Consider the following 24,904-nt stretch of genomic DNA (forward strand, 5'->3'; position numbering starts at 1 on the left):
GGCTTCGCTTTTACATGCTGATCCGGTCAGCTCTGCGATTCTTCCTTAATGATGCTTTGCACAAGCTTCGTATCATGCCGGGTCAGTTTGTAATACGTGTTTTTATACTTGTACAGCATATAATTGCCGCCTTCGAGCCACATGCTGAATGAATCGAAACGGTCTTCATGGTATTTGACCGTTCCGTCGTAATCGGGAGATACGCTTTTGGTCAGTTTGACTTGTTTTCCTTGGTTCAAGATATCGAGCATATCTTTTACATTCTGCCTGTCTTTAATTTTGATTTCTTTTTTTCCGTGCTCAGACAGAATAATCAGATCTGCGTTGCTTGATGGAAACACATCGCCGGTCCGGCTGTATACATAGAAGAAAGCAATAACCAAAAGGGCGATTACTACAATAAACGCGATTATTTTTTTCATATTCATCACTCCGTTTTTTAGTCTTTCCCGCTTCCTGTTGTTCCATTCTTTTCTGTTGTGAAAAGATTAACATCCGTTTCGGAGGCTTGGTTCTATTTATTTGCATTTATGCTTACAATAGGAGTAAGTCATAAGGCTAAGGAGGGAGACTTCCATGCGCAAATGGATAGCGGCAGCGGGACTTGCCTATGTGCTGTACGGCCTTTTTTTCTATTGGTATTTCTTTATGACAGGCGACTCCGCCGTCCCGGAGGCCGTAAAGGGAACGAAAGCCGATCCGTCCTCGTTTATGGACCCGGGCCGCCTGGAAGCCGCTGAAAACTTTTCAAATGTAAAGGATTTTTTATTTTTCATCGGTGCGCCGTTAGATTGGTTTTTATTTTTTCTGCTGCTCATTACGGGGCTTGCCAAAAAAATAAAGCATTGGCTGGAAGCAGCGATGCGCTTTCGGGTGCTGCAAATCGGAAGCTTCGTATTTGTGATTTCACTCATCGTTACGGCGGCTTCGCTTCCGCTTGAATGGATCGGATATCGGGTTTCGCTTGCGTATCATATTTCGACGCAGACAGCAGCAAGCTGGATAAGAGACCATGTCATTGATTTCTGGATCAGTTTTCCGCTGTTTGCCGTGTGTGTTCTTGTGTTTTACTGGCTGATCACGAAGCATACAAAAAAATGGTGGTTTTACGCTTGGTGTCTTACTGTGCCGTTTACCCTGTTTTTGTTTTTCCTGCAGCCGGTCGTGATTGATCCTTTATACAATGATTTCTATCCGCTGAAAGACAAGGAGCTGGAAAGCAAAATCTTGTCGCTTGCCGACAAGGCCGATATTCCGGCCAGCCATGTTTATGAAGTAAATATGTCGGAGAAAACGAATGCGCTGAATGCGTATGTGACGGGAATCGGTTCGAATAAGCGAATCGTTTTGTGGGATACGACGCTTAACAAACTGAAGGATCGGGAAATTTTGTTCATTATGGGGCATGAGATGGGGCATTATGTGATGAAGCACGTGTACATCGGTCTGGCCGGGTATCTGCTGCTGTCATTAGCCGGGTTCTATATCATTGACAAGCTTTATAAGCGGCTGTCCAAATCCTTCGGACGAATGCTTCATATAAAGGGGCCTGAAGATCTGGCCGCCCTCCCGCTGTTATTGCTGCTCATATCCGTTCTGAGTTTTGCTTCTGATCCGATTACGAATGCCGTCTCCCGGTATCAGGAAAACGCCGCCGACCGCTACGGCATTGAGCTGACCGGAAACCGGGAAGCGGCGATTGAGACGTTTCAGGACTTGGCCGATACGGGACTGAGCCGGGTCAACCCGCCGTTTCTCGTCAAAATTTTCAGAGGGAGCCACCCGTCGATCATGGAGCGGATTGAACATGCGGAGGAAGAAAAATAATAAAAAAACCGGCGGGGCCATGGCCGACGCCGGTTTTTTTATGTTTTACTGAGCTGCCGCCTGTACGTTGATCAGCCCTTTTCCGTAGTAGAAAGCATCACCAAGTTTTGTAGTGGTGTTTTCTAAACTGCTGCGGACTTGAGTGTTTGTCCAGTTCGGGTGCTTAGAAAGAATCAAAGCAGCCGCTCCGGCAACGTGCGGAGATGCCATTGACGTACCATTGTACGCGCCGTATTTGTTTCCAGGAAGCGTGCTTTGGATAGAGACGCCTGGTGCCATGACATCAAGCTCAGAACCTACGCTTGAGAAAGATGCTCTTTGGTTGCTGCTGTCAACAGCGCCAACCGCAATGACAGAAGGGTATTTACCAGGATAGCCCACTGTGCTTGAGCCGCCGGAAGTGCCTTCGTTACCGGCTGCCGCTACGACTACGACGCCGGAAGCAACGGCTTTGTCAACTGCTGCTTTTAACGCTGCAGAACCAGAAGGTCCGCCGAGGCTCATGTTAATAACGTCCATATTGTTTGCGATCGCCCACTCAATTCCGTTAATGATCCAGCTGTACTGGCCGGAACCGTCAGCGCCGAGAACTTTTACAGCGTAAAGAGATGCGCTTGGCGCAACGCCTAATACACCGACTGAGTTATTAAGAGCCGCAACTGTACCGGCAACGTGAGTTCCGTGAGAGTTGTAGTCTTGGAAAGGATTTGTTTCAGAAGGAACCATGCTGGCTCCGCCTGCTACTTTTAAATCAGGATGAGAAGAATCGATACCGCTGTCGATAACCGCTACTTTCACATTTGATCCAGTGAAGCCTTGAGAGTGCAGAGCAGGGGCTTTAATTTGTGATACGCCGTAAGGCACGGACTGCGCGTACGCTTTTGCAACGTGATCTTCTTCAACGTAAGCGACGCTTGGGTCTTTTTTCAGCTCTTTTACAGCTTTTTCATTTAATGTAGCTGAAGCTGCGTCTACATATTTGAATTGCTTTTGCACTTTCCCGCCTTTTTCAGAAATGACATCTTTTTTCTTAGCGGCGCTCATCGTGCTCATTGTCTGTTTAAATCCGACAATGTATTTCTTTTCCCCGTTTGATTTCCCTGCCGCCTGGGCAGGAGACGTGCTGCCGAACGCCATCGTAAAGATTAACGCTAAAGCAAACAGCAAACTGATCCATACCTTTTTGCCTCTCACTCTTTATCCTCTCCTTTTTTTCATTTGCAGAACAACCAATAGACAGATTATTCTGTGGATTAATTGTATAGCATGGAATAATATTTTAGTAGACCCAATTTTTTTCAATTTGTTTTATTTCTATTTAGGTATATCATCTCTCTTTCGTTTAATAGGAACCCGAAATATTTAAATTTTAATGGAAAAAACCGATGGAAGGACATGAGTATTTGTACACAGCCGCAATCGCTCTCTTGTTTGCTGGGTCGAACGGTTTGATTCCATTTTTGGAAGCTGCGGCAAAAACAGGATAAATGTCACCTTTTGTTGAATGCAGAAGTCTGATGGAAACGAAAGCGGAATGAAATAAAGCGGGCGGCATGAATCAGTCTTCGGTTTTCTTGACGGAGAAAAGCTGTGAAACCATTTTATAAAAATAATGATAATGAATATCATTGATACTTATATTGTCAATGATATAATTGCGGAAAAACGAAAGAGGGGGAACAGATGAAACCAATTTTCAGTATGCTGATGATCTTATCCGTTCTCTTCATAACGGCATGCTCAGAACAGGAACATGAAACCGCCGTCAGGCACGATCTGGGGACGGCGCATGTGGCTGCGCACCCGCAGCGCGTTGCCGTGTTGAATCCGGGCTTTAATGATATTCTCCATGATCTCGGCATAAAGCCTGTGGCTGCGGCGGATAATCGGACAGAGCGAAACGACGGCAGTCCGTCCGTCGGGCCCCCGTCACATCCCGATTTGAAAAAGATCACTTCGTTAAAGCCCGATCTCATCATTGCAGACTCAAGCCTTCACAGGGGGATATACCGAAAACTGACAAAGATCGCTCCGACAATCGCTTTAAAAAATGAAGCTGCGGATTATCAGGATGCGGTTGACGCTGCCCTTACTATTGAAAAGGCGGTCGGTAAAGATGGCATCATAGAGAAACAATTGTCGGCTCAGGAAGAAAAGCTGAATGACATCAAAAGAAAGCTGGATGCAGAAGGCGGCACGATTTTATTAATTGACGCTGCAAATGACAGCATTTCCGTAAAGGATGATCAGTTTTTTACGTCCCGGCTTTTGACGCTCGCAGGGTTTACCTATGCGGTCCAGACGGATTCCGGCGGGAAATCAGACTCTATCAAGATGACGCCCGGGCAGCTTTTGCATATCGATCCTGATTACATCGTACTGATGGACGGTGAGAAAGAACTCGAAAAAAATCACCTCTGGAAACAGCTGACAGCCGTAAAAAACGGACACGTTTACCGCGCGGACAGGGCGGTATGGACGGAGCGCCGGAGCATTGACGGGGCGGACGCCATATTACATGATCTTCAGAAAAAAATGCTCGCCAAAAAGGCCCAAAACTGAATTCGGGCCTTTTTGTTATGATTCTGATAGGTGGCTGCTTACATTGTAATCTTTGACGCGCCACTTATTTTCAATTCGTTCGATATTGCTTAGGCACGCATTGACAAGCTTTGCGTTTTGGATGTCGATATCACCGTCAGAAATGGCCGACAAGAGGGCGTGAATGGCTGCGCCGTGAGCGACGATCAGTACTTTTTGATCAGGAAACCGCTCCTGAACTTTCACTAAACCGGCAAGCATTCTGTCTGTCAGCTCTTCTGCTGTCTCCATGTTCGGGTAGTTTTTATCCGGGTAGCGCTTCGACCGTTCCGGTAAAGACATTCCTTCCGCATCACCGTAGCTCCGTTCTCTGAAATCTTCCATGACCACAATGGGAAGATTCAAAAACCCGTTAATAATGTCAGCTGTTTTTCTGGCCCGTTTCATCGGGCTTGAGACGATGACATCCCATTCGGACCCCTTTAAGTACTCTCCTGTTTCTTTCGCCTGACGCTCTCCCGTCGCATTTAACGGAATATCCGATTTGCCTTGAAGCTTCTTTTGGGCATTCCAATCAGTCTCTCCATGTCTTACTAAACAAACGGCAGTCATAAAGTCTCCACTCCGATCATTTTTTATCGATATCATCTATTATACTGCCGTTACGTTAACACTTCAAAGAGAAGCGCCAGTCCGACTCCGCCTCCGCTGCCGATCGCTGCTGCTGCGTAGCGGGCATCCGGGCGTCTTTTTGCTTCATAAAAAAGCCGGGTGACAAGCGCCGCCCCGGAAGCCCCGTACGGATGCCCGACCGCCAGAGCGCCGCCCCGGACATTTATTTTAGAATACGGCACTCGAAGCTGCTGTGAAAAAACGCATATTTTGACGGCAAACGCCTCGTTGATTTCGTATATATCAATATCATCCGGTGACAGGTCCCGTTCCTTCAAAAGTTTTTTGACGGCATACACCGGAGCTGCTGACGGATAATGCGGATGGACGCCGCTTACCGCGCTTCCGATAAAACGCAATCCCGGCTTTAAACCGAGAGACCGCGCTTTTTGTTCTTCTATCACACAAACTGCCGCCGCCCCGTCAGAAATTCCGCAGCTGTTGGCGGCGGTGACAGAGCCTCCAGACTGAAAGACGGGTTTGGCACGGGAGATGAGAGGCTCCATGTTCCGCTTTTTCAGCATGTTTTCGTCAGCGGCGAATCCGTGACAGGGAAGAATTTCCCGGCGGTACAAGCCGTCTTCGTGCGCTTTGGCGCTCCGTTCATAGCTGAGAAGGGCATATTCGTCCTGCATCTTTCTCGTTACGCCGTAAGCCTGTGCCGTATACTCGGCTGCTATGCCCATATCAGGATCGCCGATGTGTTCAGGAGAAAAGCGCGCCCGGGATGAGAAAGGGGAACGGCTGCTGCTCTCCGCTCCTCCCGCGATGTATGTGCTCCCCGCGCCGGCTTTAACAAAGTGGCACGCGACCCTCACGGCGTCCAATCCGGAGCCGCACTGCCTGTCGATGGTCGTACCGGACACGCTCAAAGGAAGCCCGGCGGCCAAGGCTGACAGCCGGGCGAGATTCCCGCCGCGGCCCGTCGCGTTTCCGATCAGGATTTCATCAATGTCTTCGGGGATGTTCCGGCTCAAATGGCGGATCAGCGGAGCTGCCAAATCTTCTGGGAGACAGCCTTTTAACAGGCCGTTTTCCCGGGCGAAAATTGTCCGTTTCGCATCCGTAATTACAGCTTCCATTCCATCATGTCCTTTGCCTGCTTTTGTACGGCGGCACGGGCGATCTTTCCGCCGGCTGTTTCCGGTATTTCTGAAAACAGCCATTTTTTCGGGATTTTATATGCCGCCAGCTGCTCGCGGCACTGTTTCTTCAGTTCCTTTACATGTGCATCTCCGTCGATCACCGCAACGGCGATGCTGCCCCAATAATCATCAGGAATGCCGATGACGGCCGCTTTTCTGACGCCCGGACAGCGGTTGAGCACACGTTCTATCTCTTCAGGGAATACATTCAGGCCGCCTGATACGATCATCCCGTTTTCACGTCCTTCGATATAAAGATAGCCTTCACGATCGATATATCCCATGTCATCAACCGTCATCCAGCCGGAATCATCAGGTTTTGCGCCGTTGATGTATCCGGAAAATTTCATCGGGCTGTTCACAAAAATCTTCCCCGTTTCGCCCGGCATGCAGCGTTCTCCGCCGGGCCGGCGGATTTCGATTGTAACATTTTCAAACGGGCGGCCCGCCGCGTCAGGCTTTCGGGCGCTGTCTTCAGGCGATAAGAACGCCACGAAACTCAGCTCGGACGTTCCGTAAAAATCGTACAACCGCAAATGGGGATAGCGCTCTGACAGCGCTTGTTTAGACGAAGCGGGCCAGTCTGCACCGGAAGAAATCACCTTGAGCGGTGTATCCGGAAACGCCTCTAGTGAGAGCAGGGCGTCCGTCATTGTCGGAACGGTATATAGAACGTCAGCTTGTCTGAGCCGGTCTTTCATTCCGGCCGGATTGAATTTTCTTTGAAGGATGACGGTTCCGCCGATAAACAAAGTGCTGACGGCGCCGTATAAAAAGTGTGACGAGCGAAGCGTGCCCGGTACCAGCACTTTGTCATCAGGGGAAATGCCGAATTCACGTTTCGTACAAGAAAAGCTCTCCAGCCACGAACGGTGAGAGCGGGTGAAGGCTTTCGGCTTACCGGTCGATCCCGAGGTGAATCCGGTATAAAAGGGCAGGCCGTCGTTTTTGATAAAAGCGCCTTCCGTTTTTTCCGCCTCGATCAAAGGCCTGCATTCATCCCACAGAATGACAGGCGTTTTGACGCCGTCCAGTCTGCCGCTCAGCCGGCGGTCACAGATGACGAGGCCGGTTTTGCTGATGTGCAGCTGGTCCGCGAGTTCCGCCGCTGCCGAGCGGGGATCTAACGGAACCGCCGTGCAGCCGGCATGCGCCGCCCCTGCGAAAAGTTGTAAAAAAGGGATGCCGTTCGGCAGTAATATTGCAATGTTTTCGGGCTTATCTGAAAGGCTGCCAAGCCAGTTTGCGGTTTGATTAACCAGCCTGTTCCAAGTTTGATAGGTGATCTGTTCTGTTTCTGTCTGAATTGCGATCTGTTCCGGCGCTTGTCCGGCTGTATCTGAATATGATGATGTAATCATGATGACTAAAATCAGCTTCCTTTCGTCGGCAAAAGCCGGCTAGCTTGAAGAGTTTTTCTGATTCTTACGGCTGCGAATGAGGCTGCGGCCGCTTTAAGCAGATCTCCGGGCACATAGATGAGGCTGAGCTTTACGGCAGTTAAGATATCAATGTGCATCATAAAAGCCTGAACGGGAATGCCGATGACATACAAAAACAGCACGCCGAACAAGAACTGTCTGATAAACAAATGGGGGACAGCAGCTGAGCGAAGGCCTTGGATGCTGAGGCTCAGCAGTAATGCCGCCAGCGGATATGCGATGAGATATCCGGCGCTCGGCCCGAAAAAAACCCCGAACCCGCCTCTGCCGCCTGAAAGGAGGGGCGCTCCGCATGCCACAATCAGCAAAAAAAGCAATTGGCTTAAAAACGCCGCTTTCGGTTTTAGGATGCTTCCCGATAAGAGTACACCGATCGTCTGGAGCGTAATCGGAACCGGCGTAAAGGATAAGAAAAGCGGCGGGAGCAGCCCCAAAAGTCCCATAATGGCGGTAAACACGGCAATATGCATCATTTCTGTCAATTTCATTATGTATTCCTCCAGCTTATCAAAATATGTTTATACAATAAAGCGAGTCTTTATGTATGTCAACTCTATTATATTTTAAGTTAACATTAAAAAGACCGGCCCTTTATGAAAAAGGCCGGTCGGTTTATCTTTATTCTTCTGTAAGGATAACAAGTGAATCAACGGATGATGCAACGTGGGAAACGGCACGGCTGACTTCTTGAAGGCCGCCGAGAAAGGCCTGCAAATCAACGTCGATTTTGCCTGTCTGGTCTTTGCTCGTTTTCATGCTTTGGACGATGTCATCAAACAGACGGTTGATCTGCGCCATTTTTTCTTTCGTTTCACTTACAAGTCCGTTTACATCTTTAATATGTTTGGACACGATGTTGATTTGTGTATTGGTATTGTTCACAAGCTCTGATACGGTGGAAACGGTTTTTTTCGTATCCTCTGAAAGCTTTCTTACCTCCGTCGCGACAACGGCGAACCCTTTGCCGTGCTCCCCGGCTCTCGCGGATTCTATTGAAGCGTTGAGTGACAGGAGATTCGTTTGCTCGGCGATCCCCGTCACGATGCCGAAGATTTTTTCGATCTGCTGGGCGATTTCATTCAGCTTGTCCATTTCTTCTTCAATCTGCAGAAGGCTGGCGTCGATTTTATTCATCTGCTGCTGCTGGCTTTCAAGCTCTTTTTTCCCGCCGATTGATTTTTCTTCGACATGTACGGAAGTGACGGTGCCGGCTTTTGACGCCTCGGAAATGCCCTCGGATTTATCGACCAGCTCCTGCACGGCTCTGCTCGTTTCTGAAAACAAATCAGCGAGTGATCCGGATGTTTCCTGGATTTTTTGATGAAGGCGGGCTTTCTTTTCCTCTTGTTCGTCACGCTGGCAGTTATATTCGCTCTGGAATGCTTCAAGGACGAGCTGCTGTTCAAGATTCAATATTTTCGTCGTCGCTTTGATCGCTTTTAAAAGCTCATGCAAATCCGGAATGGTTGCTTCATATATGTTCATCATCGACAGAAGCAGATCCTGAAACGCTCCCATATACCATTTCGGTTCAAGGCCGATCCGCAAATGGATGGAAGCGATGCGCTGTCTTTTTTCAATGAATTCATCATCAATCGTGCCGGCAAACATCTCATGGATATGACGCCGTAATGTTTTTTTCAGGCGCTCGACCGTGCTGTGGTCGTTAATGATCGTCATTAATGATTTTTCGTGATCCAGGTTTCGGTAAAAGGAATCGACGATTGTTGAGATATGTTCTTTAATTAACGGCTGCAGCTCTTCAAGCACATGAAGTTCTTCGTTTCCGAGCCTGACCATTTTCAGCTGTTTTTGGACATCTGCATATTGATTTGAAAGCGCGATGCGTTTTTTTCCATCGGCTTCCGAAAAATAAGCTGTTTCTTTTTTGCGGTCTTTTTTAAATAACAATATAAGTTCCCCCAGATATTCTCTTTTTCTTTTTATCGGTATGGAAGGAACTTGAATGAAGGAATCTGATAAAAATATTTTAATGCGAAAAAAATAAAACCATTCGTACAGAATGGTTTAGTTAATCTTGGCTGAGGCGCTTCAGCGGCTTGATGGCGGGACCTTCGGCAACCCCGCCGTCAGGTGTGAACCGGGACCCGTGACAAGGACAGTCCCACGTCCGTTCGCCGTCATTCCATTCGACCTCACAGCCCAAATGGGTGCATGTCGTATCGACAAGATGCAGACAGCCTTTTTCATCTTTATAGGCGCCGGCCCGTTTGCCGTTTACCGTTACGATTTTTCCCTCCCCGGGCCGAAGAGTCTCAGGTGAAGCGTCCGGCCTCTCAAGTTTGCCCGAGATAAGGTGTTTGGCCACGTCGGCATTATAGGAAATCAGTTTTTTCAGTCCCGGATCTGCGTGGAAGCGTGACGGAATAAACAGGCCGGAAAACGGGTTCTTTTTGTTTTGAATATGATCAGCAAAAAGCTTCGCGGCGAGCGCTGAGCTTGTCATGCCCCATTTTTTAAAGCCTGTCGCCGCCAAAATATGTTCTTCATCGCCCGAGATGGGACCGATGAACGGAATTTTGTCAATGGTCACAAGGTCTTGTGCAGACCAATGATATGGGATGCTTTCAACCCCGATTGTGTCTTCCGCAAATTGTTTCAGCGCTTCGTAATGCTCGGACATTTCTTTTCCCTGGCCTGTTTTGTGGCTTTCGCCGCCGACAAGAACCAGTTTTTCACCGTTCAAATCGGTGTATCGCAGTGATCTGGACGGCTTGTCTATGCTGAGATACATCCCGTCCGGATACGCTTGTTTCGGTTTTACCGCGAGTACGTAGGATCTGCTGGCATACATTCTGGCGGCGTAAAGCCCGCCTCCGTCATAAAAAGGAAAGTGGGAAGAGCAGACAATGTAGCTGCACTTGATGCCGTGTCTGTTTTTCGTGACCACTTCCGGCTGCGGTTCTTTTTTTATGTCGATCGCAGCCGTCTGTTCAAAAATCCGCGCCCCGTTTTTAACGATCTCTTTAACGAGCGCCGCACCATATAAAAGCGGATGGAATTGCGCCTGATTCTTCATGGCGAGACCGAGCCTGCAATCAACGGGGACGGGAAGTTCTTTCACAAGCTCGTGTTCAATACCGAGCTTGGTATAAGCTTCCTGCTCACTGCGGATTTTTTTGACGCCTGATTCTGTATTGGTGTAAAGATATGCGTCTTGTTCAATCAGTCTGCAGTCAATCGAAAGGTCCTTGATGATCTGCTTCATGTCTTCCATGGCGCGGAGATGGGCTTCGAAATACAGCCTTGCGCTGGTCAGGCCGATCTGCTGAATAAGATCGGCATAGATGAAATCATGCTGGGCGGTGATTTTTGCGGTCGTGCCCGCAGTCGTCCCGTTTAAAATCCGGTCTGCTTCAATGACAGCGACACGGAAACCTCTTTTCGTCAGTTCGTATGCCGTTGTCAGGCCCGTAATTCCTCCGCCGATAATCGCAACGTCACATTCCGTATCTTCAGTGAGGGCGGGAAAGGAAGGAATGTCAGCTGTTGCTTTCCAATAGGAAGCCGGTTCCTCGTTTGAAAAAGTAGTCAATTCAGATTTACCTCCTCTGTTGTATATTCTTAATTTTTCCAATAAGACTCTGTTCATACATGAAATTCGTATAAGATGCTCAAATTACTCATAATATAGTAATTAATGTAAAGGAGTGATCAAAATGGCTAACCAGAAGAAGAAAACCTTGCCGCCGCAGCATCAAAACCGGCAGCCGGGCTTTGAATATGTAATGGACCCGCGCCCCGTTTTTGACAAACCGAAAGCGGCGAAAAAACTTGAAGGGAAAACGGCGATCATCACGGGCGGAGACAGCGGAATCGGCCGCGCCGTATCCGTTTTATTCGCGAAGGAAGGCGCTAATGTGGTCATCGTTTACTTTGATGAGCATCAGGATGCCGAAGAGACGAAGCAATATGTAGAAAAAGAGGGGGCGAAGTGTCTGCTGATCGCAGGGGATGTCGGCGACGAAGCCTTTTGCAACGATGTCATCCGCCAGGCGGGCCAAGCCTTTCCTTCCATTGACATCCTGGTCAACAACGCAGGTGAGCAGCACGTGCAGCCGGGGATTGAGAAAATCACGAGCCACCAGCTCATCAGAACGTTTCAGACGAATATTTTTTCAATGTTTTACTTAACGAAAGCCGCGCTCCCTCACCTGAAAAAAGGAAGTTCAATCATTAATACGGCCTCCATTACCGCCTATAAAGGCCACAAAACATTGATTGACTATTCAGCGACAAAAGGGGCGATCGTCACGTTTACAAGATCTCTTTCCCAATCTCTTGTCACTCAGGGCATCAGGGTAAACGCAGTGGCTCCGGGGCCGATCTGGACGCCGCTGATCCCGGCGAGCTTCTCGGCGAAGGAAGTGGAAGTCTTCGGCTCAGACGTGCCGATGCAGCGCCCGGGAGAGCCTGTTGAAGTGGCGCCGAGCTATTTGTACTTAGCAAGCGATGATTCTTCCTATGTCACGGGACAGACGATTCATGTGAACGGCGGCACCATCGTAAACGGATAATGTAAAAAAAGCCAATCCATATGGATTGGCTTATTCACTCTGTTTGAGTGCGGCATATTCTTTTGAAAGCGTGAGGAACGCTTCTTTATTTTTATCATCAAGCGCCTTATTAATCTGCATGGTCAGCATGGCGAGCCGGCGTTTATACAAGGATTCATCAAGCACCATTTGAATGTAAATATCGGCCATTGTCACATCGAATTCGTTTGCTATTTGCGTGTTGCGGGACTTCATGAGCTCAGTGTACGACTTTTTCTCTTTCATAAAGAATCCCCCCAATGCCTTTTTTATAGTATATGGATAACGGCCGGAAAAATCAATTAATTTTTATAATCTTTAGACAACTAATACTTGGAAATATATCGACATATCCTGCAAATTGACGAAAAAACGAAAATTAGCATTGTATAAATGAGGTGAAATGAAAAAGAAAAATAATATTTAAATAGTAATTTAAGACTAAATTACATCTTTAAAAGGTGATTTTTAGCTATATTCAAAAAAAACCTGTCGTTTTCCAATGACAGATGATAGATTATTAGTATAAATTTTCAAGAAAAGGATTGGAGGCTGCACATTATGTGCCAGAAAACACACGCACCCTTAGAAAGCTATGAAGTAAATCGTTCAACCATCGCTGTTTTGCCTGAGGAAATAAACGGTAAAATGGGGTCGAAGGTCATTGAAAAAGACTGCATTCTGTATGTCAGTATGAAGCCGATTCACATCATCGACAGAAGCTGCCGCTACTTTGGCTCCAGCTATGCCGGGAGAAAAGCGGGAACATATGAAGCGATTAAAATTTCTCACAAGCCGCCGATTATGGTGGACCCTTCAAATCACATCTTTTTATTCCCTACACTTTCTTCTGCAAGGCCTCAATGCGGCTGGATATCTCATGTGCACGTTAAAGATTTTCAACCGACGGCATTTGATGACACAGCGGTCACGTTCTCAAACGGCAAAACGATGGAGCTGGAAGTATCCTATCATTCTTTTGAAAATCAGGTTTACAGAACCGCCTATCTCAGAACCACTTTTCAGGACAGGATGGGCAGTCATATCCCGAAGCGGCAGGAATTCATGCTGTATCCGAAAGAAGAGCGGACAAGAATGATCTACGACTTTATTTTGCGGGAGCTGGGGGAGAGATATTAGAGAAAGCTGTGATGTGAAGGGACGGGTCCTCTCCTTTGGGGAGGGCTTTTTTCGATTTACATGCCTGGCCAGAGTTGTATCGTGTCCGTCTGTTGGCTATGATGATGTAAAGAGTAATGATATTTCATTTTAGGAGAGATGGGCATGGATGTGTTTGCAAAATATGTATCAGGAATCGATAACCCGGATCACCGTCTCAAAGCAGAGGAAATTTTGTCGTGGACGGCTGGCCAATTTCCGAACTTAGAAGCGCAGATCAAGTGGAACACGCCAATGTTTACCGATCACGGCACCTATATCATTATGTTTGCCGCGGCAAAAAATCATTTGAGCATTTTACCTGAAAAAGAGACGATGGAGCATTTTGCCGATGACATCGCTCAAGCCGGGTACAGCGCTTCTTCGCGCCTGTTCAGAATTCGATGGACTGATCCGGTGCACTATGATCTGCTTAAGAAGATCATCGAATTTAACATCAAGGAAAAAGATGGAAATCCGGGGTTTTGGCGCTAGCGGACGTGATGATGAAGGAGGAAGACATGGACGTTTTCAAAGACTATTTATCAAGTATCGACAGCCCTGATCATCGTCTGCGAATGGAGGAAATTCTGTCGTGGACGGCTGACCAATTTCCGAACTTAGAAGCGCAGATCAAGTGGAACACGCCGATGTTTACCGATCACGGCACCTTTATTATCGGCTTTGCGGCAGCAAAGCATCATGTAAGTGTTTCCCCCGAAGAAGCTGGAATTGCGCATTTTGCCGAGGACATTGCCTGTGCCGGCTACAGCGCTACTTCCCGTTTGTTCAGAATTCAATGGACTGAACCGGTGCATTATGAGCTGCTTGAACGCATGATTCAATTCAATATTCAGGATAAGGCGGACTGCTCAGCATTTTGGCGGAAATAATGAAAGAAATGTTAAAAAAACAACCCTGAGGAGGGCTGTTTTTTTATTGGAAACACATGATCAGCCCATTTTAATCAAGAAGCAATGGATGACGTACTATAAAAAATAAGGAGTACGAAGCAGTGAATGAATTTTATAAGGCGTTAACATATGTAAATAAAATTTTTTATGAACCAAATCACTTAACGATACATGATATTCAAGAAGAAGCTCAAAACTCAGAGTATGGGGCCGGTATGTTTCAACTGCATTCAAAGTCAGTTCGATTCAGAGTCGCAAAAATAACGCCTAACAAGATAGGACAGTTTGTTGCTTTTTGGGAAAAAGATGGAGATGGTAAAAACCAAGCCTTTTCATATGAAAAAGCTGCTGATTTATTGGTTATCAATACTTTTGCCAGTAATCATCATTTTGGACAATTTGTTTTTCCAAAAGAAGTTCTTGTAAAACAAAATATCCTTAAAACAGCCGCTGCAAAAGGAAAAATGGCAATTAGAGTTTACCCTGAATGGGAAAATCCCACTAGCAAACAAGCTATCGAAACACAAAAATGGCAGTTGGCATATTTTGTTGAGGCGAACGATGCAGATCGTTTTCCAGCACAAGACCTGTTAAAGCTATATTCTAACTAAAATTGGACAGCCCTGAGCCGGCTGACAGTATGTGAAGTTAACCGGTGCGTGAGTTGGAGAATAACGGGGAACCTCAACAAATGAGGTTCCTCTAATTGTTATATAGAAATCGACATTTTGAATGTAACAGAGTTTGTTTATTAAACGTAATCCGAAAAATAAGGCATTTGCGTATCCGGCAGACCCTCACGAAACGCACGATGCAAGAAATCGTGCGTTCAACATTCTTTATTTGACGACAGACATGCTGACGCTGCTGCCTGACACTGTCAATTTGGCAAAATCCTGTGTATCAATCACAGGTGTGACTGCTTTATTGTCAATCGTGATGTTCGTAAAGGCTGTTGAGAAGTTTGATTTGATGTAAGGGCGCTGATCCTCTGATGTGACCGCGACGGTGGCGAGCGCTTTCCATTTTGAGACAGAGCCTACATTTGTTTGGGCGAGTTCTGAGATGATGCGGCCGGTGTATCCGTCATTATTCGTGCCCCAGTATGTGGCGCGGGTATTGCCGTTCAGATTTTTGTAGATGGTCAGCTGTACGGTGCTGCCGGGCCGGAAGCCTTTCGTATAGGTGAATTGGCTTTCTCCTTCCAGATACCGGACCTGGCCTTGTCCCTTTGAACCGACTTTCATGATCGGTTTCCATACATGATAGGTGTCACTGTACTGAAGTCCGATATCAGCCTCTGTGCCTCCGGTAAATCCTGAGTAAATATAGGCTGTCCCATTTGACACCTGAATTGAGCTTGGAAGCTGAATTTTCGTGACGAGTACAGAACCCGTGCTATTCAGGTAGGCCCTTCCGCCGATTCCTTTGCTGAGCTGGGACGCCGCTTCCGCCGTATTGGGGCTGATCACCCCCGGAATTTCCGCCGTACATGTGCCGAATAGAACGGCTGTAGTGAGCACACCCGCAAAAAGCCCTTTTTTCATCATCATTTCTCCCCCTATCATCATAGTCAGATAGCGCTATCAATTCATATTATAAAAGGTTTTGGGAAAAATTCCATAAAAGATATACGGGCGGACGTAAATTAAAACTATTTTCCTATTTATCTTGTAAATGGATATTATTTGAACTATGATATGTTCAGCAATACCGCATAACTTAGGAGAGGGGATAGGATAGAAATGAAAAAGACGGCAGCTGTGCTTTTGTCTTTCGGTCTTGTGTTCGGTTGTTCATACGGAGCGGGGCAGACGGCAGAAGCGAAAACAAAGGTAAAAACGTATCAAAACTGCAAGGCGCTGAACAAGGTGTATAAGGGCGGCGTGGCCAAATCGTCGAAAGTGAAAAACAAGGGCGGCAGAACAAAGTACAAGCCGTATGTATCAAAAGCGCTTTACAATGCAAATAAAAGACTTGACCGAGATAAAGACTATATCGCATGTGAGAAATAAAAAAACAAGCCTCTTTAAAGAGGCTTGTTTTTTAAATGGATTCGGCGGTGACGGCGGTTCCGTATCCGATTAATTCGGATGTGTTCTGTCCTGCGGTCAGTTCGAACCGCAGGCCGACGATGGCGTTCGCTCCGAGCTGCTCCGCCTCTCTGATCAGCCGCTCTTTCACCGCTTTTTTGGAGTCTTCCAGCATTTCAGTATAGCTTTTCAATTCACCGCCGACGACAGATTTTAAGCCTGCAAGCAAGTCTTTGCCGATGTGTCTGGACTGGACGATACTGCTTGTCACCAAGCCTTTCACTTCCGTAATCTGTTTTCCGGCGACAGTTTCGGTCGTTGTCATGATCATGCGTTTTTCCCCTTTCGTGTATCTTACCGCTATCTTACCATTTAAGCCGCCTTTTCGGCTGCGCTGATTTGTTTTTTTCTGACTGCGGCGCTGACTGCAAACATGACGGCAATGTTCAGAACCAGTGCGATGATGCCTGTATTCATATCTTTAACGATCTGCGGAAGAAACGGAAAGAGGGTTCCGATGGTTGATTCGGTCAGCGTAATGAAGGCCACCGTTCCGACCCCGGCCGTTATGCCGGCAAAAGCGCCGTGGCTTGTGATGAAACGCCGCTTCGGCAGGCTGAATAAGAGGGCGGGGAAAAGCTGGGTGACAAGGCTGTAGCCCATTAAAAGCAAGGTGACGATGGTATTTCCGCCTTTCAGCGTAAAATATACGGATATCAGCGCGATGACGGGTACGGCGTATTTTGCGAGCCGTGAGACTTTGTCGTCAGTCGTGCCGGGCAGAATGGCTTTGTACACATTTTTGGCGAACAGCGTGCTTGAGGCCATTAATATCATTGAACCGGGTACAAGCGCCGTCAGAATGCCCGCCGATCCGATCAGTCCGACAAACCAGGGATCAAAGGTTTTCACAGACAGCTTTAATAAGGCGAGATCCGTGTCCGTCCCTTTTAAACCGGGCACCTGCAGAATCGCCGCAAATCCGGTAAAGATGACAAACAGCAGGACGAGCTGATAAAGAGGCATGATGATCGCGTTTTTCCGAAACACCCGCGGATGCTCCGCCGAATAGGAAGCGGCAAAGGTATGAGGCCACATATAAAAGCCGAGGGCGGTCAGCAAAACCGTTGAGCTGAACCAGGAAACGCTCTGTCCGGTTTCCGGCAGCGTGAGAAAACCGGGTTTTGCGGCGTCAATTTGTTTGAACATCTCCGTAAACCCGCCATAGTAATGAATGGGCAGATAAATGCCTAAATACAGGACGATGCCTAAAATCATGATATCTTTAACGACTGATATCCACGCTGAACCGTGGATTCCTGATATCATCACATAAATCGTGATGGAGACAGCGCCGATCCAGACAGCGGCTGAGGGCGGAATCTGTCCGTATGACGTTGCTGAAACAATTAATCCGAGCCCTTTCAGCTGCAGGACGAGATAGGGGATGAGGGATGCGATGCCGACGAGCGATACGAGAATGCCGAGGAGCGGGCTGTTGTATTTTGAAATAAAAAAATCTGATTGCGACATCAGTTTGTGTTGTTTGGCGTAATTCCACACGGCTGGCAGAAGCCAATATGACAAAATGTAGGCAAGGCAGCCGTACGCGATAATATAAAAGGCGGGGCCTCCTTTTCCGTAAGCCCATCCGCTTCCGCCGAGGAATGTAAAGGTCGTGTATATTTCTCCCGCCATTAATAAAAAGACAAACATCGTGCCGAAGCCGCGTCCGCCAACCGTCCATTGTTCAAGGTCCATATGTTTTCCTTTTCGGGCCCGGATTCCGAGATACACACAAAACAGGAGCACGGCGGCCATTACGGGAAATGCTGCGTTCATTCCGCCTCACCCGCCTTGTTTTCTTTGTCCAATTTGTAAACGGCGGCCATCAGAACGGAAGTCAGCACCGCCCAGATGACGACATACGCGAGAATGAAAGGCATTCCGAAAACATAAGGCGTCACCCGGTTGGCAAATGGAATGCCGGCGAGAATTCCGAAAAAGGGCAGGGCGGCGAGAACATGAATCAGTTTCATAACATTCCTCCTTTTCATTGAAAACAGCGTGTCCCGATTATAAAGAAAATCATGTCGAATGTATAGTGTGAATAGTCTGAAATTTATCAGTTGAAAAGGAAAAGCAGTCCCGGCTGCTTTTTAAATGGTCGCAAGAGACAGGTAATATTCTAATAAGGCGGTTACCTGTTCCCGTATTCTCGGGTTGAAATAACGGTGTTTTTCTTCATAGCCGTTAATGGTGCATATATAAAGCGTAAATGCTTCGTCTCTTTCCGCTTCGTATATTTTAATTTTACGCTTTCTTAACTCTTTTCGAACATCACTCAAATCCTTTTGTGCTAATTTTAAAGAGCAGCCGATAAGCTGTTTATAGGGTTGTTTTAATTTAAACGGGCACGAATCAAGCGCTTCGAGGTCCCGGTTCAGGATGGCAGCCGCCATGGGCAGAAACAGCCCTTTTTCGATGAGATCGCGGGTGCCGCTCCGGATGTCAGGCATAAATACTCCTTCTTTCTTAAAAAAGAGAACGTTTGTTCTTATTTTATACTCGCTTACACGATATTTCAAGTCGGAAAATCTCGTAAACATTTTCGTTTTTTGGAGATAATGTGTAGAATAAGGATAGACAAACTCGTTAAGGAGTATAAACGTTGGAGCAATTTTTATCATATTTGACTGAGGAACAGCTGACGGAATGGTTCCAAAGCTATAGAGCTTTCGGCCCGGCGGCTGCGGCTGCACTGCCTTTTATTGAAGCGTTTCTTCCGTTTTTGCCGCTTGTTGTATTTGTGGTGGCGAATACGAATGCATTTGGTTTGTGGGAAGGTTTTTTTCTGTCGTGGCTCGGATCTGCGGCAGGATCGATGCTGATGTTTTATGCCGTCCGCCGTTTCGGACAGAAAAGAGCTTTCGGTTTCATCCGCAGGCATCAGACCATAAGGCGGATGATGCTCTGGGTTGAGCGGCACGGTTTCGGTCCGCTGTTTATTTTACTTTGCTTCCCCTTTACGCCGTCCGCTGCGGTTCATATCGTTGCCGGCCTGTCACGGGTCGGGGCGCTGCAGTTTATATCAGCAGCCGCTATGGGGAAAATGGTCATGATTTTTATGATCAGCTTTATCGGATATGATCTTCACGCACTCATGACACAGCCTTTCAGGATGGCGGGCGCCATAATGGTGATCGCGGTGCTGTGGTATGCCGGGAAGCATATCGAACGGCGTTTACAGATGAGAATCAGTCAGCATGAGAAAGACGGAGGGAGACAGGAATCTTGAAAAAACGATTTTGGTTTATAGCCGGCGTGCTTATCGTTGTTTTGGCCATACAATTAAAGAATGCCATTTTTATTGATTATAAAGTCGAAGGAATCAGCATGAATCCGACCTTTAAACAAGGAAATGAGCTGATGGTCAACAAGTTTTCCCATCGTTACAAAACGATCCGCCGTTTCGATATTGTCCTCTTCAAAGGCCCGCACCGCAAAGTGCTGATCAAACGTGTCATCGGGCTCCCCGGCGAGTCAATCGCATACAGGGAGGATCAGCTGTATGTGAATGGAAAACGGGTGGCGGAACCGTTTTTAAAACCCTTAAAGTCATCATTGTCCGCCGGGAGCCATGTGACCGGTGATTATACGCTGAAGGAAACGACCGGGCGCAAAAGCATACCGAAGGGACAATACTTTGTTATTGGCGACAACCGCATATACAGCCTCGACAGCCGTCATTTCGGTCCGATTAAGGATAAAGACATTGTCGGAGTCATCAGTGAATCGGACGCCAAGTAAACGGCGTCTTTTTTTTCGGAAATGATTGTAAAAAAGCAGAGGAAAGACTATAATGAAAATTGTTACGCGTGAAACAAAAAGAAGGCGTTTTATTTTTTGGTTATTTTGTTACGCGTGTAACAAAAAATATGAAAGAGGGCTGATGAGATGAAAACACAGGCTGCCATTATCGGGGGAGGTCCGGTCGGACTTATGCTTGCATCAGAATTGGCGCTGGCCGGAGTGAAAACGACTGTCATTGAACGATTGAAGAAGACGGTGCCATATTCCAAAGCGCTTATCATGCATCCGCGCACACTTGAGCTTTTTGCCATGAGAGGCATATTGGAACGCTTTTTGGAAAAAGGGACGAAGGTGTCTTCCGGCCATTTTTCCATGCTGGATACACGGCTGGATTTTTCTCGGCTGGATACGAAGCAGAATTATTCGTTAATGCTGCCTCAGGCAGAAACGGAGCGGATTTTGGAGGAGTATGCATCAAGTCTCGGCGCAGACATCATCCGCGGGGCGGAAGCGGTGGCTGTCACCCAGACGGATGACGGAGTGGAGACGGTGTTCCGGGACGAAAGCGGGATCCGCACTCTTCACAGTTTATATGCCGCGGGTACAGACGGAGCGGGGAGCATTGTCAGGAAACAGGCGGGCATCGCTTTTTCGGGCACTGATGCCGACTTAACAGGAACCCTCTGTGATGCCGCTTTGAAACATCCGCCCGAATCTTCCTTTTTGTCAACGTGCCGCCTGGAGGGATCGGTTGTGATTGTCCCTCTTACGGACGGACTTTTCCGCGTCCTCATCGTTTCTCCGCACGCTCCGCAAAAGCGGAAGGAAGAGCCGGTCACCGAAAATGAGCTGAAAGAAGACCTGCGGCGGATATGCGGCACTGATTTCGGATTGAGTGATCCGGTATGGATGTCGCGGTTCGGCAATGCCGAGCGTCAGGCTGAGCAGTACCGCTCCGGCCGGGTTTTTGTGGCCGGGGATGCGGCGCACATTCATTTTCCCGCAGGCGGCCAAGGGCTGAACACGGGGCTTCAGGATGCCTTCAACCTCGGCTGGAAGCTGGCGGCGCAAATGAAGGGGAAAGCGGCGCCTTATCTTCTGGACAGCTATCATCAGGAAAGGCACAGCACAGGAAAAGAAGTATTGCACAATATAAAAACCCAGATAAAGCTCATGGATTTTACCGAGTCGGGGATGGCATTAAGAGAAACGATGGCCGCTTTGCTGGATTTTCAGGAGTCCAACCGTTTATTGGCGGGAAAAGTATCCGCGCTTGATCTGCATTATGAACCGGATGCGGAGCTGCCGCCGCATATTCTGAACGGAAAACGCCTGCCGGATATCGAATTGACCCTTCATGACGGGCGGCCGGCCCGGCTGTATGATTTTCTTCATAAGGGCGCCTTTGTGCTTTTGTCATTAAGAGGGAGCATTCCCGCCGGTATTGATACGGACAGCGTGGCAGCTGTCAGGGCGGAGCTTGCTGAAACACGTGCCGATTGGGATGACGTCCACACCGTTTTCATCCGGCCGGACGGCCACGCGGCATGGGCAGCCGGCGGCTCGGGACGTGAAGCGGAAGAAGCTGTTCTGGCCGGTTTGGAGAGATGGGGATTCATCTGATACCCTTTTATGCGCCTGTGTGATTGTTTCTTGTGTAACAAAACGTTATAGTAAAAGAAACAATCAATACGGAAGGGTGATTCAGCAGTTGGACAGAAGACAGCCAGACCATGCAAAACACATGATTCTTGAAGGGCTGACAGATATTTTTCACGAGCAGGAGAGGTGTCAGGAGGACATCAGGGCGTCGTTGGCCGGACGGATGGACGAACTCCGTGAAGAAAGCGGAAAAAAATTACAGTTGACTTTGACGGAAATTCACATTTTGTCGTGTATCGGAGATCATGAACCGATCAATGTCACGTCAATAGCGGAAAAAATGAAGACGACAAAGCCGACCGTGTCGAGAAGCTGCGCGAAGTTTTTGGAAGCCGGCTTTCTGCGCAGGACCCGGCTGAGCGACAATAAAAAAGAAGTCTATTTCCGGCTGACTCCTGCCGGGAAAGAGCTGCATTCCCTTCATCATGAATATCATGAATTGATAAAAAAGCGGCTCTTGGCGTTTTTAGACCGCTATACAGATGAAGAACTGTTATTTGCTGAACGGCTGTTCCGTGATCTTTCAGCAAACTGGCGGTCTGTAAATGGCGGCGGAGAGCTGTTCAAATAAAAAACACGCATATGGATGCGTGTTTTTTTATTCGGATCATGTTCCTCTTTCTGCCCGGCCTCTTTCACCGTGTGCCCGTTTCAGCTGAGAAAGGTGGTGCAGCAGCCGATAGAAGGGCGGAAGCATGGCGATGACGAGAACGATCCGGATGACCTGAACCGCGACGACGAAAGTCGAGTCTTCGTGCAGGGTGATCGAAGTCGCCGCCATCTCGGCGATCCCGCCGGGAGAAAAGGCGAGAACAGATGTAATCATGGAGATGCCCGTTAATTTAGAAACCGCAATCGCGCTCAGAATCATGGCGGCGATTAATCCGACGGAAGAAATAAATCCGACGGTCAGCACTCTCGTCACGCCGGTGAACATGCTTTTGTACATTTTTGATCCGATTGTGGCGCCGAGAAAAATTTGTGACAGCTGGTTCGCATCCGGCGGCCACCAGGCCAGCATGTCTTTGCCCGCTAAGGCGGACACGCCGATTTCCGCAGCAGCAACGCCGATCATGCTGCCGAGCAGCCAAGGGGCGGGAAATTTCAGCCGTTTTGCGCCTTTGCTTGCAAGCCAGGCAGCCAAAATAAATCCGGCCGTTAACAAGACGGGAGTAAGGCCCGGATGTGAAGCTCCTGCTGAAACGGCTCCGGCTGATGTCTGAGCTGCACCGTTTTGTTTGGTAAATAAGAAAATGACGAGAAACGGTATTGTCATGACGACCAAAAGGACGCGCGTCAGCTGAATAAGGCTTACAATCGCGGTGTTTGCGCCGACTTCCTGGGCGATACCGGGCATGGCGGATAAACCGCCCGGCGCCGTGCCTACAAAGCTTGTCATCATGTCCGTCCGGCTGAACCGAAAGAGCACATATCCGGAAACAAGCGCCATCACGATAGAGAAAATCAGCATGAAGCCTACCGGAAGCCAATGCTCCCGTAAAACCGACAGAACGGACAGGTTCAGTTTCTGGCCGAGTTCGATGCCGAGGATCATTTGTCCCGCGGCAAGCCATCTGCGGTGAATCCCTCTTCTGTCAGGCGCCATGAACAGCCAGCGGGGCCTCGTCATGGAGAGGATGCAGCCGGCGGCCAGCGTTCCGAGCATCCAGGCGATCGACATCCCTGTAAGCGAAAGAAGAAACCCCCCTGCCGCACTGATGAGAATAAACCAGATATCCGTAAGGAGATGTTTGTCTTTCTTCAATGAAAACCCTTCTTCCTGAAACATTCATATTAAATTGTTAAGCTCGTTAACCTTACTATTACTATAGTATAGATTTTGAGATAAATAAATAATGAATTATTTCTCATAATCCATTCATTTTTCTTATCGCAAACGCAAAAAAAGCTCCGGAGATGGGTGAGTGCACCCTACTCCGAAACCTCGCCCGCTTTTCCTTTCCACACAAAGGTCAATCCCAGACCGAGAAATAAAACCACACCTGCGAACAGAAACGGGAAGTGAATATTCATATCAAATAAAATACCGCCCAGAGCCGGGCCGAAAATGGTGCCCAAACTCGTGTATGTTGAGTTCATACCGGCAACAAACCCCTGCTGATTTCCTGCGATTTTCGATAAATAAGTAGTCAGTGCCGGGCGCAGTAAATCAAACGCAAGGAAAATGATGCAGGTGACAGCGAGCACGGGCAAAAATCCTGACATCACCGTAGAAACGAAAGCCAGCACAGCGCCGATGACCAGACAAAGCTGAATGACTTTTTTCTCCCCGAGGAAGTTGACAAGTCTTCCGAACGCGAGCACTTGAATGAGGACCGCCACAATGGAGCTGAACGTAATAATAATGGCGATATCCTTTGGCGTGAAGCCGAATTTATGGTTTGTAAATAAGCTGAATACCGTTTCGTACGCCGACAGTCCGAATGCCAAAACAAAAACGATGATAAAGGCGATCAAGTAGTTTGGATGAATCGACTTTTTCAAATCTTTTAAGAAGGTTGATTCTTTGACGCTTTCCAGCTGCTTTGCGCGTTCTTCTTTAGTTAACGGCTCTTTCAGCATAAAGACAGAGGAAATCACTGCGATAAATGCAATTCCCGCCGCAAAGAAAAACGGCATACGAACGCCGTGATCGGCAATAAATCCTCCTATGCCGGGCCCGATGATAAACCCTGTGCTGATGGCGGCAGATACATAGCCCATCGCCTTCGATCTTTCCTGAACCGTCGTAATATCTGCGACATACGCTGTAACAGCGGGCATGATAAAAGCGGCACTGATGCCCCCCAGCACCCTTGCGAAATATAAAATGGAGACATGTGTGCCCAATCCGAAGGTCAGTTCGGATAATGCGAACAAAAACAGTCCGGCGAGAATCATGATTTTTCTGCCGAAGCGGTCAACCCATCTCCCCGCAATGGGGGATGCAATTAATTGCGCAACGGCGAAGGCAGCAACAAGGTATCCCATTGTGCTGCCCGTCAAGTGCATCACATTCATAAACAGCGGCATAACGGGAATGATCAATCCGATGCCTAAAAACGCAATAAATATATTGCTTAATAAGATGATGAGTACAGCCTTTTGTTCTCTGATCGGTTTTTGCATGTTGTTTCTCCT

At 47.8% G+C, this 24,904-nt stretch carries 28 protein-coding genes; 12 read left to right on the forward strand and 16 right to left on the reverse strand.

The window, feature by feature from the left end:
- Positions 1-26 precede the first annotated feature (26 nt).
- The gene (locus NYE28_RS05325; protein WP_012117225.1) at positions 27-422 is read right to left on the reverse strand and encodes a hypothetical protein; all 396 of its coding nucleotides are present in this window, start codon (positions 420-422) and stop codon (positions 27-29) included.
- 154 nt (positions 423-576) lie between these two features.
- On the opposite strand from NYE28_RS05325, the gene NYE28_RS05330 reads away from it, so the two are divergent.
- Positions 577-1,827, forward strand: a complete 1,251-nt coding sequence (locus NYE28_RS05330; RefSeq protein ID WP_337681290.1) for a M48 family metallopeptidase — start codon at positions 577-579, stop codon at positions 1,825-1,827.
- A 45-nt stretch (positions 1,828-1,872) separates the two neighbouring features.
- Here the strand turns inward: NYE28_RS05330 and NYE28_RS05335 are convergent, their stop codons facing one another.
- Positions 1,873-3,021: a S8 family peptidase gene (locus NYE28_RS05335; RefSeq protein WP_332274685.1), complete on the reverse strand. Its 1,149-nt coding sequence runs from the start codon at positions 3,019-3,021 to the stop codon at positions 1,873-1,875.
- 489 nt (positions 3,022-3,510) lie between these two features.
- On the opposite strand from NYE28_RS05335, the gene NYE28_RS05340 reads away from it, so the two are divergent.
- Positions 3,511-4,389 (forward strand): ABC transporter substrate-binding protein, encoded by an 879-nt coding sequence (locus NYE28_RS05340; RefSeq protein ID WP_064107922.1) that lies wholly within the window; start codon positions 3,511-3,513, stop codon positions 4,387-4,389.
- Positions 4,390-4,404: 15 nt separating this feature from the next.
- Here the strand turns inward: NYE28_RS05340 and NYE28_RS05345 are convergent, their stop codons facing one another.
- From NYE28_RS05345 to NYE28_RS05370, 6 genes are all read right to left on the reverse strand, one after another.
- The gene (locus tag NYE28_RS05345) at positions 4,405-4,980 is read right to left on the reverse strand and encodes a histidine phosphatase family protein (protein ID WP_337681291.1); all 576 of its coding nucleotides are present in this window, start codon (positions 4,978-4,980) and stop codon (positions 4,405-4,407) included.
- Between the two features lie 50 nt (positions 4,981-5,030).
- Positions 5,031-6,122 (reverse strand): acetyl-CoA C-acyltransferase, encoded by a 1,092-nt coding sequence (locus NYE28_RS05350; protein WP_337681292.1) that lies wholly within the window; start codon positions 6,120-6,122, stop codon positions 5,031-5,033.
- Positions 6,110-7,546, reverse strand: coding sequence for an acyl-CoA synthetase (locus NYE28_RS05355; RefSeq protein WP_337681293.1), 1,437 nt, complete (start codon positions 7,544-7,546; stop codon positions 6,110-6,112). The genes NYE28_RS05350 and NYE28_RS05355 overlap by 13 nt, the downstream gene beginning before the upstream one ends.
- Positions 7,547-7,557: 11 nt before the next feature.
- A complete protein-coding gene (locus NYE28_RS05360) occupies positions 7,558-8,115 on the reverse strand; it encodes a biotin transporter BioY (RefSeq protein WP_003155185.1) in 558 nt (185 codons plus the stop codon).
- Positions 8,116-8,245: 130 nt separating this feature from the next.
- Positions 8,246-9,538 carry a globin-coupled sensor protein gene (locus NYE28_RS05365; protein ID WP_015417166.1) on the reverse strand — a complete coding sequence of 431 codons (1,293 nt, stop codon included), beginning with the start codon at positions 9,536-9,538 and terminating at the stop codon, positions 8,246-8,248.
- Between the two features lie 121 nt (positions 9,539-9,659).
- Entirely contained in the window at positions 9,660-11,183 is a 1,524-nt protein-coding gene (locus NYE28_RS05370; protein ID WP_337681294.1) for an FAD-dependent oxidoreductase, read from the reverse strand.
- Positions 11,184-11,307: 124 nt separating this feature from the next.
- Between NYE28_RS05370 and NYE28_RS05375 the strand changes: the two genes are divergently transcribed.
- Positions 11,308-12,165 (forward strand): SDR family oxidoreductase, encoded by an 858-nt coding sequence (locus tag NYE28_RS05375; protein WP_007610477.1) that lies wholly within the window; start codon positions 11,308-11,310, stop codon positions 12,163-12,165.
- A gap of 30 nt (positions 12,166-12,195) precedes the next feature.
- Here the strand turns inward: NYE28_RS05375 and NYE28_RS05380 are convergent, their stop codons facing one another.
- Positions 12,196-12,429 carry an IDEAL domain-containing protein gene (locus NYE28_RS05380; protein WP_012117233.1) on the reverse strand — a complete coding sequence of 78 codons (234 nt, stop codon included), beginning with the start codon at positions 12,427-12,429 and terminating at the stop codon, positions 12,196-12,198.
- Between the two features lie 315 nt (positions 12,430-12,744).
- Here NYE28_RS05380 and NYE28_RS05385 point away from each other — a divergent pair, with 315 nt between their 5' ends.
- The 4 genes from NYE28_RS05385 (at position 12,745) to NYE28_RS05400 (ending at position 14,866) form a co-directional block, all read left to right on the forward strand.
- The gene (locus tag NYE28_RS05385) at positions 12,745-13,323 is read left to right on the forward strand and encodes a competence protein ComK (protein ID WP_144664068.1); all 579 of its coding nucleotides are present in this window, start codon (positions 12,745-12,747) and stop codon (positions 13,321-13,323) included.
- A gap of 144 nt (positions 13,324-13,467) precedes the next feature.
- Complete coding sequence (locus NYE28_RS05390; RefSeq protein ID WP_342490330.1) at positions 13,468-13,836, forward strand: iron chaperone; 369 nt, start codon at positions 13,468-13,470, stop codon at positions 13,834-13,836.
- 26 nt (positions 13,837-13,862) lie between these two features.
- Positions 13,863-14,234 carry an iron chaperone gene (locus NYE28_RS05395; protein ID WP_015239528.1) on the forward strand — a complete coding sequence of 124 codons (372 nt, stop codon included), beginning with the start codon at positions 13,863-13,865 and terminating at the stop codon, positions 14,232-14,234.
- A 122-nt stretch (positions 14,235-14,356) separates the two neighbouring features.
- Positions 14,357-14,866 carry a MepB family protein gene (locus NYE28_RS05400; protein WP_337681298.1) on the forward strand — a complete coding sequence of 170 codons (510 nt, stop codon included), beginning with the start codon at positions 14,357-14,359 and terminating at the stop codon, positions 14,864-14,866.
- Positions 14,867-15,094: 228 nt separating this feature from the next.
- Here the strand turns inward: NYE28_RS05400 and NYE28_RS05405 are convergent, their stop codons facing one another.
- Positions 15,095-15,805, reverse strand: a complete 711-nt coding sequence (locus NYE28_RS05405) for a YrpD family protein (RefSeq protein ID WP_227051463.1) — start codon at positions 15,803-15,805, stop codon at positions 15,095-15,097.
- A 195-nt stretch (positions 15,806-16,000) separates the two neighbouring features.
- Between NYE28_RS05405 and NYE28_RS05410 the strand changes: the two genes are divergently transcribed.
- On the forward strand, positions 16,001-16,270 hold the full coding sequence (locus NYE28_RS05410) for an excalibur calcium-binding domain-containing protein (RefSeq protein ID WP_003155168.1): 270 nt from the start codon (positions 16,001-16,003) through the stop codon (positions 16,268-16,270).
- Positions 16,271-16,301: 31 nt separating this feature from the next.
- Here the strand turns inward: NYE28_RS05410 and NYE28_RS05415 are convergent, their stop codons facing one another.
- The 4 genes from NYE28_RS05415 to NYE28_RS05430 form a co-directional block, all read right to left on the reverse strand.
- Positions 16,302-16,619, reverse strand: coding sequence for a YbjQ family protein (locus NYE28_RS05415; RefSeq protein ID WP_003155166.1), 318 nt, complete (start codon positions 16,617-16,619; stop codon positions 16,302-16,304).
- Between the two features lie 41 nt (positions 16,620-16,660).
- Complete coding sequence (locus NYE28_RS05420; RefSeq protein WP_337681303.1) at positions 16,661-18,130, reverse strand: sodium:solute symporter; 1,470 nt, start codon at positions 18,128-18,130, stop codon at positions 16,661-16,663.
- Complete coding sequence (locus NYE28_RS05425) at positions 18,127-18,327, reverse strand: DUF3311 domain-containing protein (protein WP_007409181.1); 201 nt, start codon at positions 18,325-18,327, stop codon at positions 18,127-18,129. The genes NYE28_RS05420 and NYE28_RS05425 overlap by 4 nt, the downstream gene beginning before the upstream one ends.
- Before the next feature lie 120 nt (positions 18,328-18,447).
- The gene (locus tag NYE28_RS05430; protein ID WP_029325958.1) at positions 18,448-18,807 is read right to left on the reverse strand and encodes a hypothetical protein; all 360 of its coding nucleotides are present in this window, start codon (positions 18,805-18,807) and stop codon (positions 18,448-18,450) included.
- 152 nt (positions 18,808-18,959) lie between these two features.
- Here NYE28_RS05430 and NYE28_RS05435 point away from each other — a divergent pair, with 152 nt between their 5' ends.
- The 4 genes from NYE28_RS05435 (at position 18,960) to NYE28_RS05450 (ending at position 22,334) form a co-directional block, all read left to right on the forward strand.
- Complete coding sequence (locus NYE28_RS05435) at positions 18,960-19,586, forward strand: TVP38/TMEM64 family protein (RefSeq protein WP_012117242.1); 627 nt, start codon at positions 18,960-18,962, stop codon at positions 19,584-19,586.
- Positions 19,583-20,098, forward strand: a complete 516-nt coding sequence (lepB, locus tag NYE28_RS05440) for a signal peptidase I (RefSeq protein WP_003155158.1) — start codon at positions 19,583-19,585, stop codon at positions 20,096-20,098. The genes NYE28_RS05435 and lepB overlap by 4 nt, the downstream gene beginning before the upstream one ends.
- Positions 20,099-20,245: 147 nt before the next feature.
- Positions 20,246-21,724: a monooxygenase gene (locus NYE28_RS05445; RefSeq protein WP_337681304.1), complete on the forward strand. Its 1,479-nt coding sequence runs from the start codon at positions 20,246-20,248 to the stop codon at positions 21,722-21,724.
- A gap of 88 nt (positions 21,725-21,812) precedes the next feature.
- Positions 21,813-22,334, forward strand: a complete 522-nt coding sequence (locus NYE28_RS05450) for a MarR family transcriptional regulator (protein WP_227051441.1) — start codon at positions 21,813-21,815, stop codon at positions 22,332-22,334.
- Between the two features lie 36 nt (positions 22,335-22,370).
- Here NYE28_RS05450 and NYE28_RS05455 read toward each other — a convergent pair whose 3' ends face one another.
- A complete protein-coding gene (locus tag NYE28_RS05455) occupies positions 22,371-23,528 on the reverse strand; it encodes an AbrB family transcriptional regulator (RefSeq protein WP_337681306.1) in 1,158 nt (385 codons plus the stop codon).
- A 167-nt stretch (positions 23,529-23,695) separates the two neighbouring features.
- Positions 23,696-24,892 (reverse strand): MFS transporter, encoded by a 1,197-nt coding sequence (locus NYE28_RS05460; RefSeq protein WP_252052727.1) that lies wholly within the window; start codon positions 24,890-24,892, stop codon positions 23,696-23,698.
- Between the last annotated feature and the right edge of the window lie 12 nt (positions 24,893-24,904).

Source organism: Bacillus sp. FSL R5-0443 (genome assembly GCF_038608285.1).
Taxonomy (GTDB): Bacteria; Bacillota; Bacilli; order Bacillales; family Bacillaceae; genus Bacillus; species Bacillus velezensis.

Bases quoted from the DNA above. Each gene is read 5' to 3' on its own strand.
- NYE28_RS05325 (WP_012117225.1), bottom strand. From the start codon at position 422: ATGAAAAAAATAATCGCGTTTATTGTAGTAATCGCCCTTTTGGTTATT.
- NYE28_RS05330 (WP_337681290.1), top strand. From the start codon at position 577: ATGCGCAAATGGATAGCGGCAGCGGGACTTGCCTATGTGCTGTACGGC.
- NYE28_RS05340 (WP_064107922.1), top strand. From the start codon at position 3,511: ATGAAACCAATTTTCAGTATGCTGATGATCTTATCCGTTCTCTTCATA.
- NYE28_RS05345 (WP_337681291.1), bottom strand. From the start codon at position 4,980: ATGACTGCCGTTTGTTTAGTAAGACATGGAGAGACTGATTGGAATGCC.
- NYE28_RS05350 (WP_337681292.1), bottom strand. From the start codon at position 6,122: ATGGAAGCTGTAATTACGGATGCGAAACGGACAATTTTCGCCCGGGAA.
- NYE28_RS05355 (WP_337681293.1), bottom strand. From the start codon at position 7,546: ATGATTACATCATCATATTCAGATACAGCCGGACAAGCGCCGGAACAG.
- NYE28_RS05360 (WP_003155185.1), bottom strand. From the start codon at position 8,115: ATGAAATTGACAGAAATGATGCATATTGCCGTGTTTACCGCCATTATG.
- NYE28_RS05375 (WP_007610477.1), top strand. From the start codon at position 11,308: ATGGCTAACCAGAAGAAGAAAACCTTGCCGCCGCAGCATCAAAACCGG.
- NYE28_RS05380 (WP_012117233.1), bottom strand. From the start codon at position 12,429: ATGAAAGAGAAAAAGTCGTACACTGAGCTCATGAAGTCCCGCAACACG.
- NYE28_RS05385 (WP_144664068.1), top strand. From the start codon at position 12,745: ATGTGCCAGAAAACACACGCACCCTTAGAAAGCTATGAAGTAAATCGT.
- NYE28_RS05390 (WP_342490330.1), top strand. From the start codon at position 13,468: ATGGATGTGTTTGCAAAATATGTATCAGGAATCGATAACCCGGATCAC.
- NYE28_RS05395 (WP_015239528.1), top strand. From the start codon at position 13,863: ATGGACGTTTTCAAAGACTATTTATCAAGTATCGACAGCCCTGATCAT.
- NYE28_RS05405 (WP_227051463.1), bottom strand. From the start codon at position 15,805: ATGATGAAAAAAGGGCTTTTTGCGGGTGTGCTCACTACAGCCGTTCTA.
- NYE28_RS05410 (WP_003155168.1), top strand. From the start codon at position 16,001: ATGAAAAAGACGGCAGCTGTGCTTTTGTCTTTCGGTCTTGTGTTCGGT.
- NYE28_RS05415 (WP_003155166.1), bottom strand. From the start codon at position 16,619: ATGATCATGACAACGACCGAAACTGTCGCCGGAAAACAGATTACGGAA.
- NYE28_RS05420 (WP_337681303.1), bottom strand. From the start codon at position 18,130: ATGAACGCAGCATTTCCCGTAATGGCCGCCGTGCTCCTGTTTTGTGTG.
- NYE28_RS05425 (WP_007409181.1), bottom strand. From the start codon at position 18,327: ATGAAACTGATTCATGTTCTCGCCGCCCTGCCCTTTTTCGGAATTCTC.
- NYE28_RS05430 (WP_029325958.1), bottom strand. From the start codon at position 18,807: ATGCCTGACATCCGGAGCGGCACCCGCGATCTCATCGAAAAAGGGCTG.
- NYE28_RS05445 (WP_337681304.1), top strand. From the start codon at position 20,246: ATGAAAACACAGGCTGCCATTATCGGGGGAGGTCCGGTCGGACTTATG.
- NYE28_RS05460 (WP_252052727.1), bottom strand. From the start codon at position 24,892: ATGCAAAAACCGATCAGAGAACAAAAGGCTGTACTCATCATCTTATTA.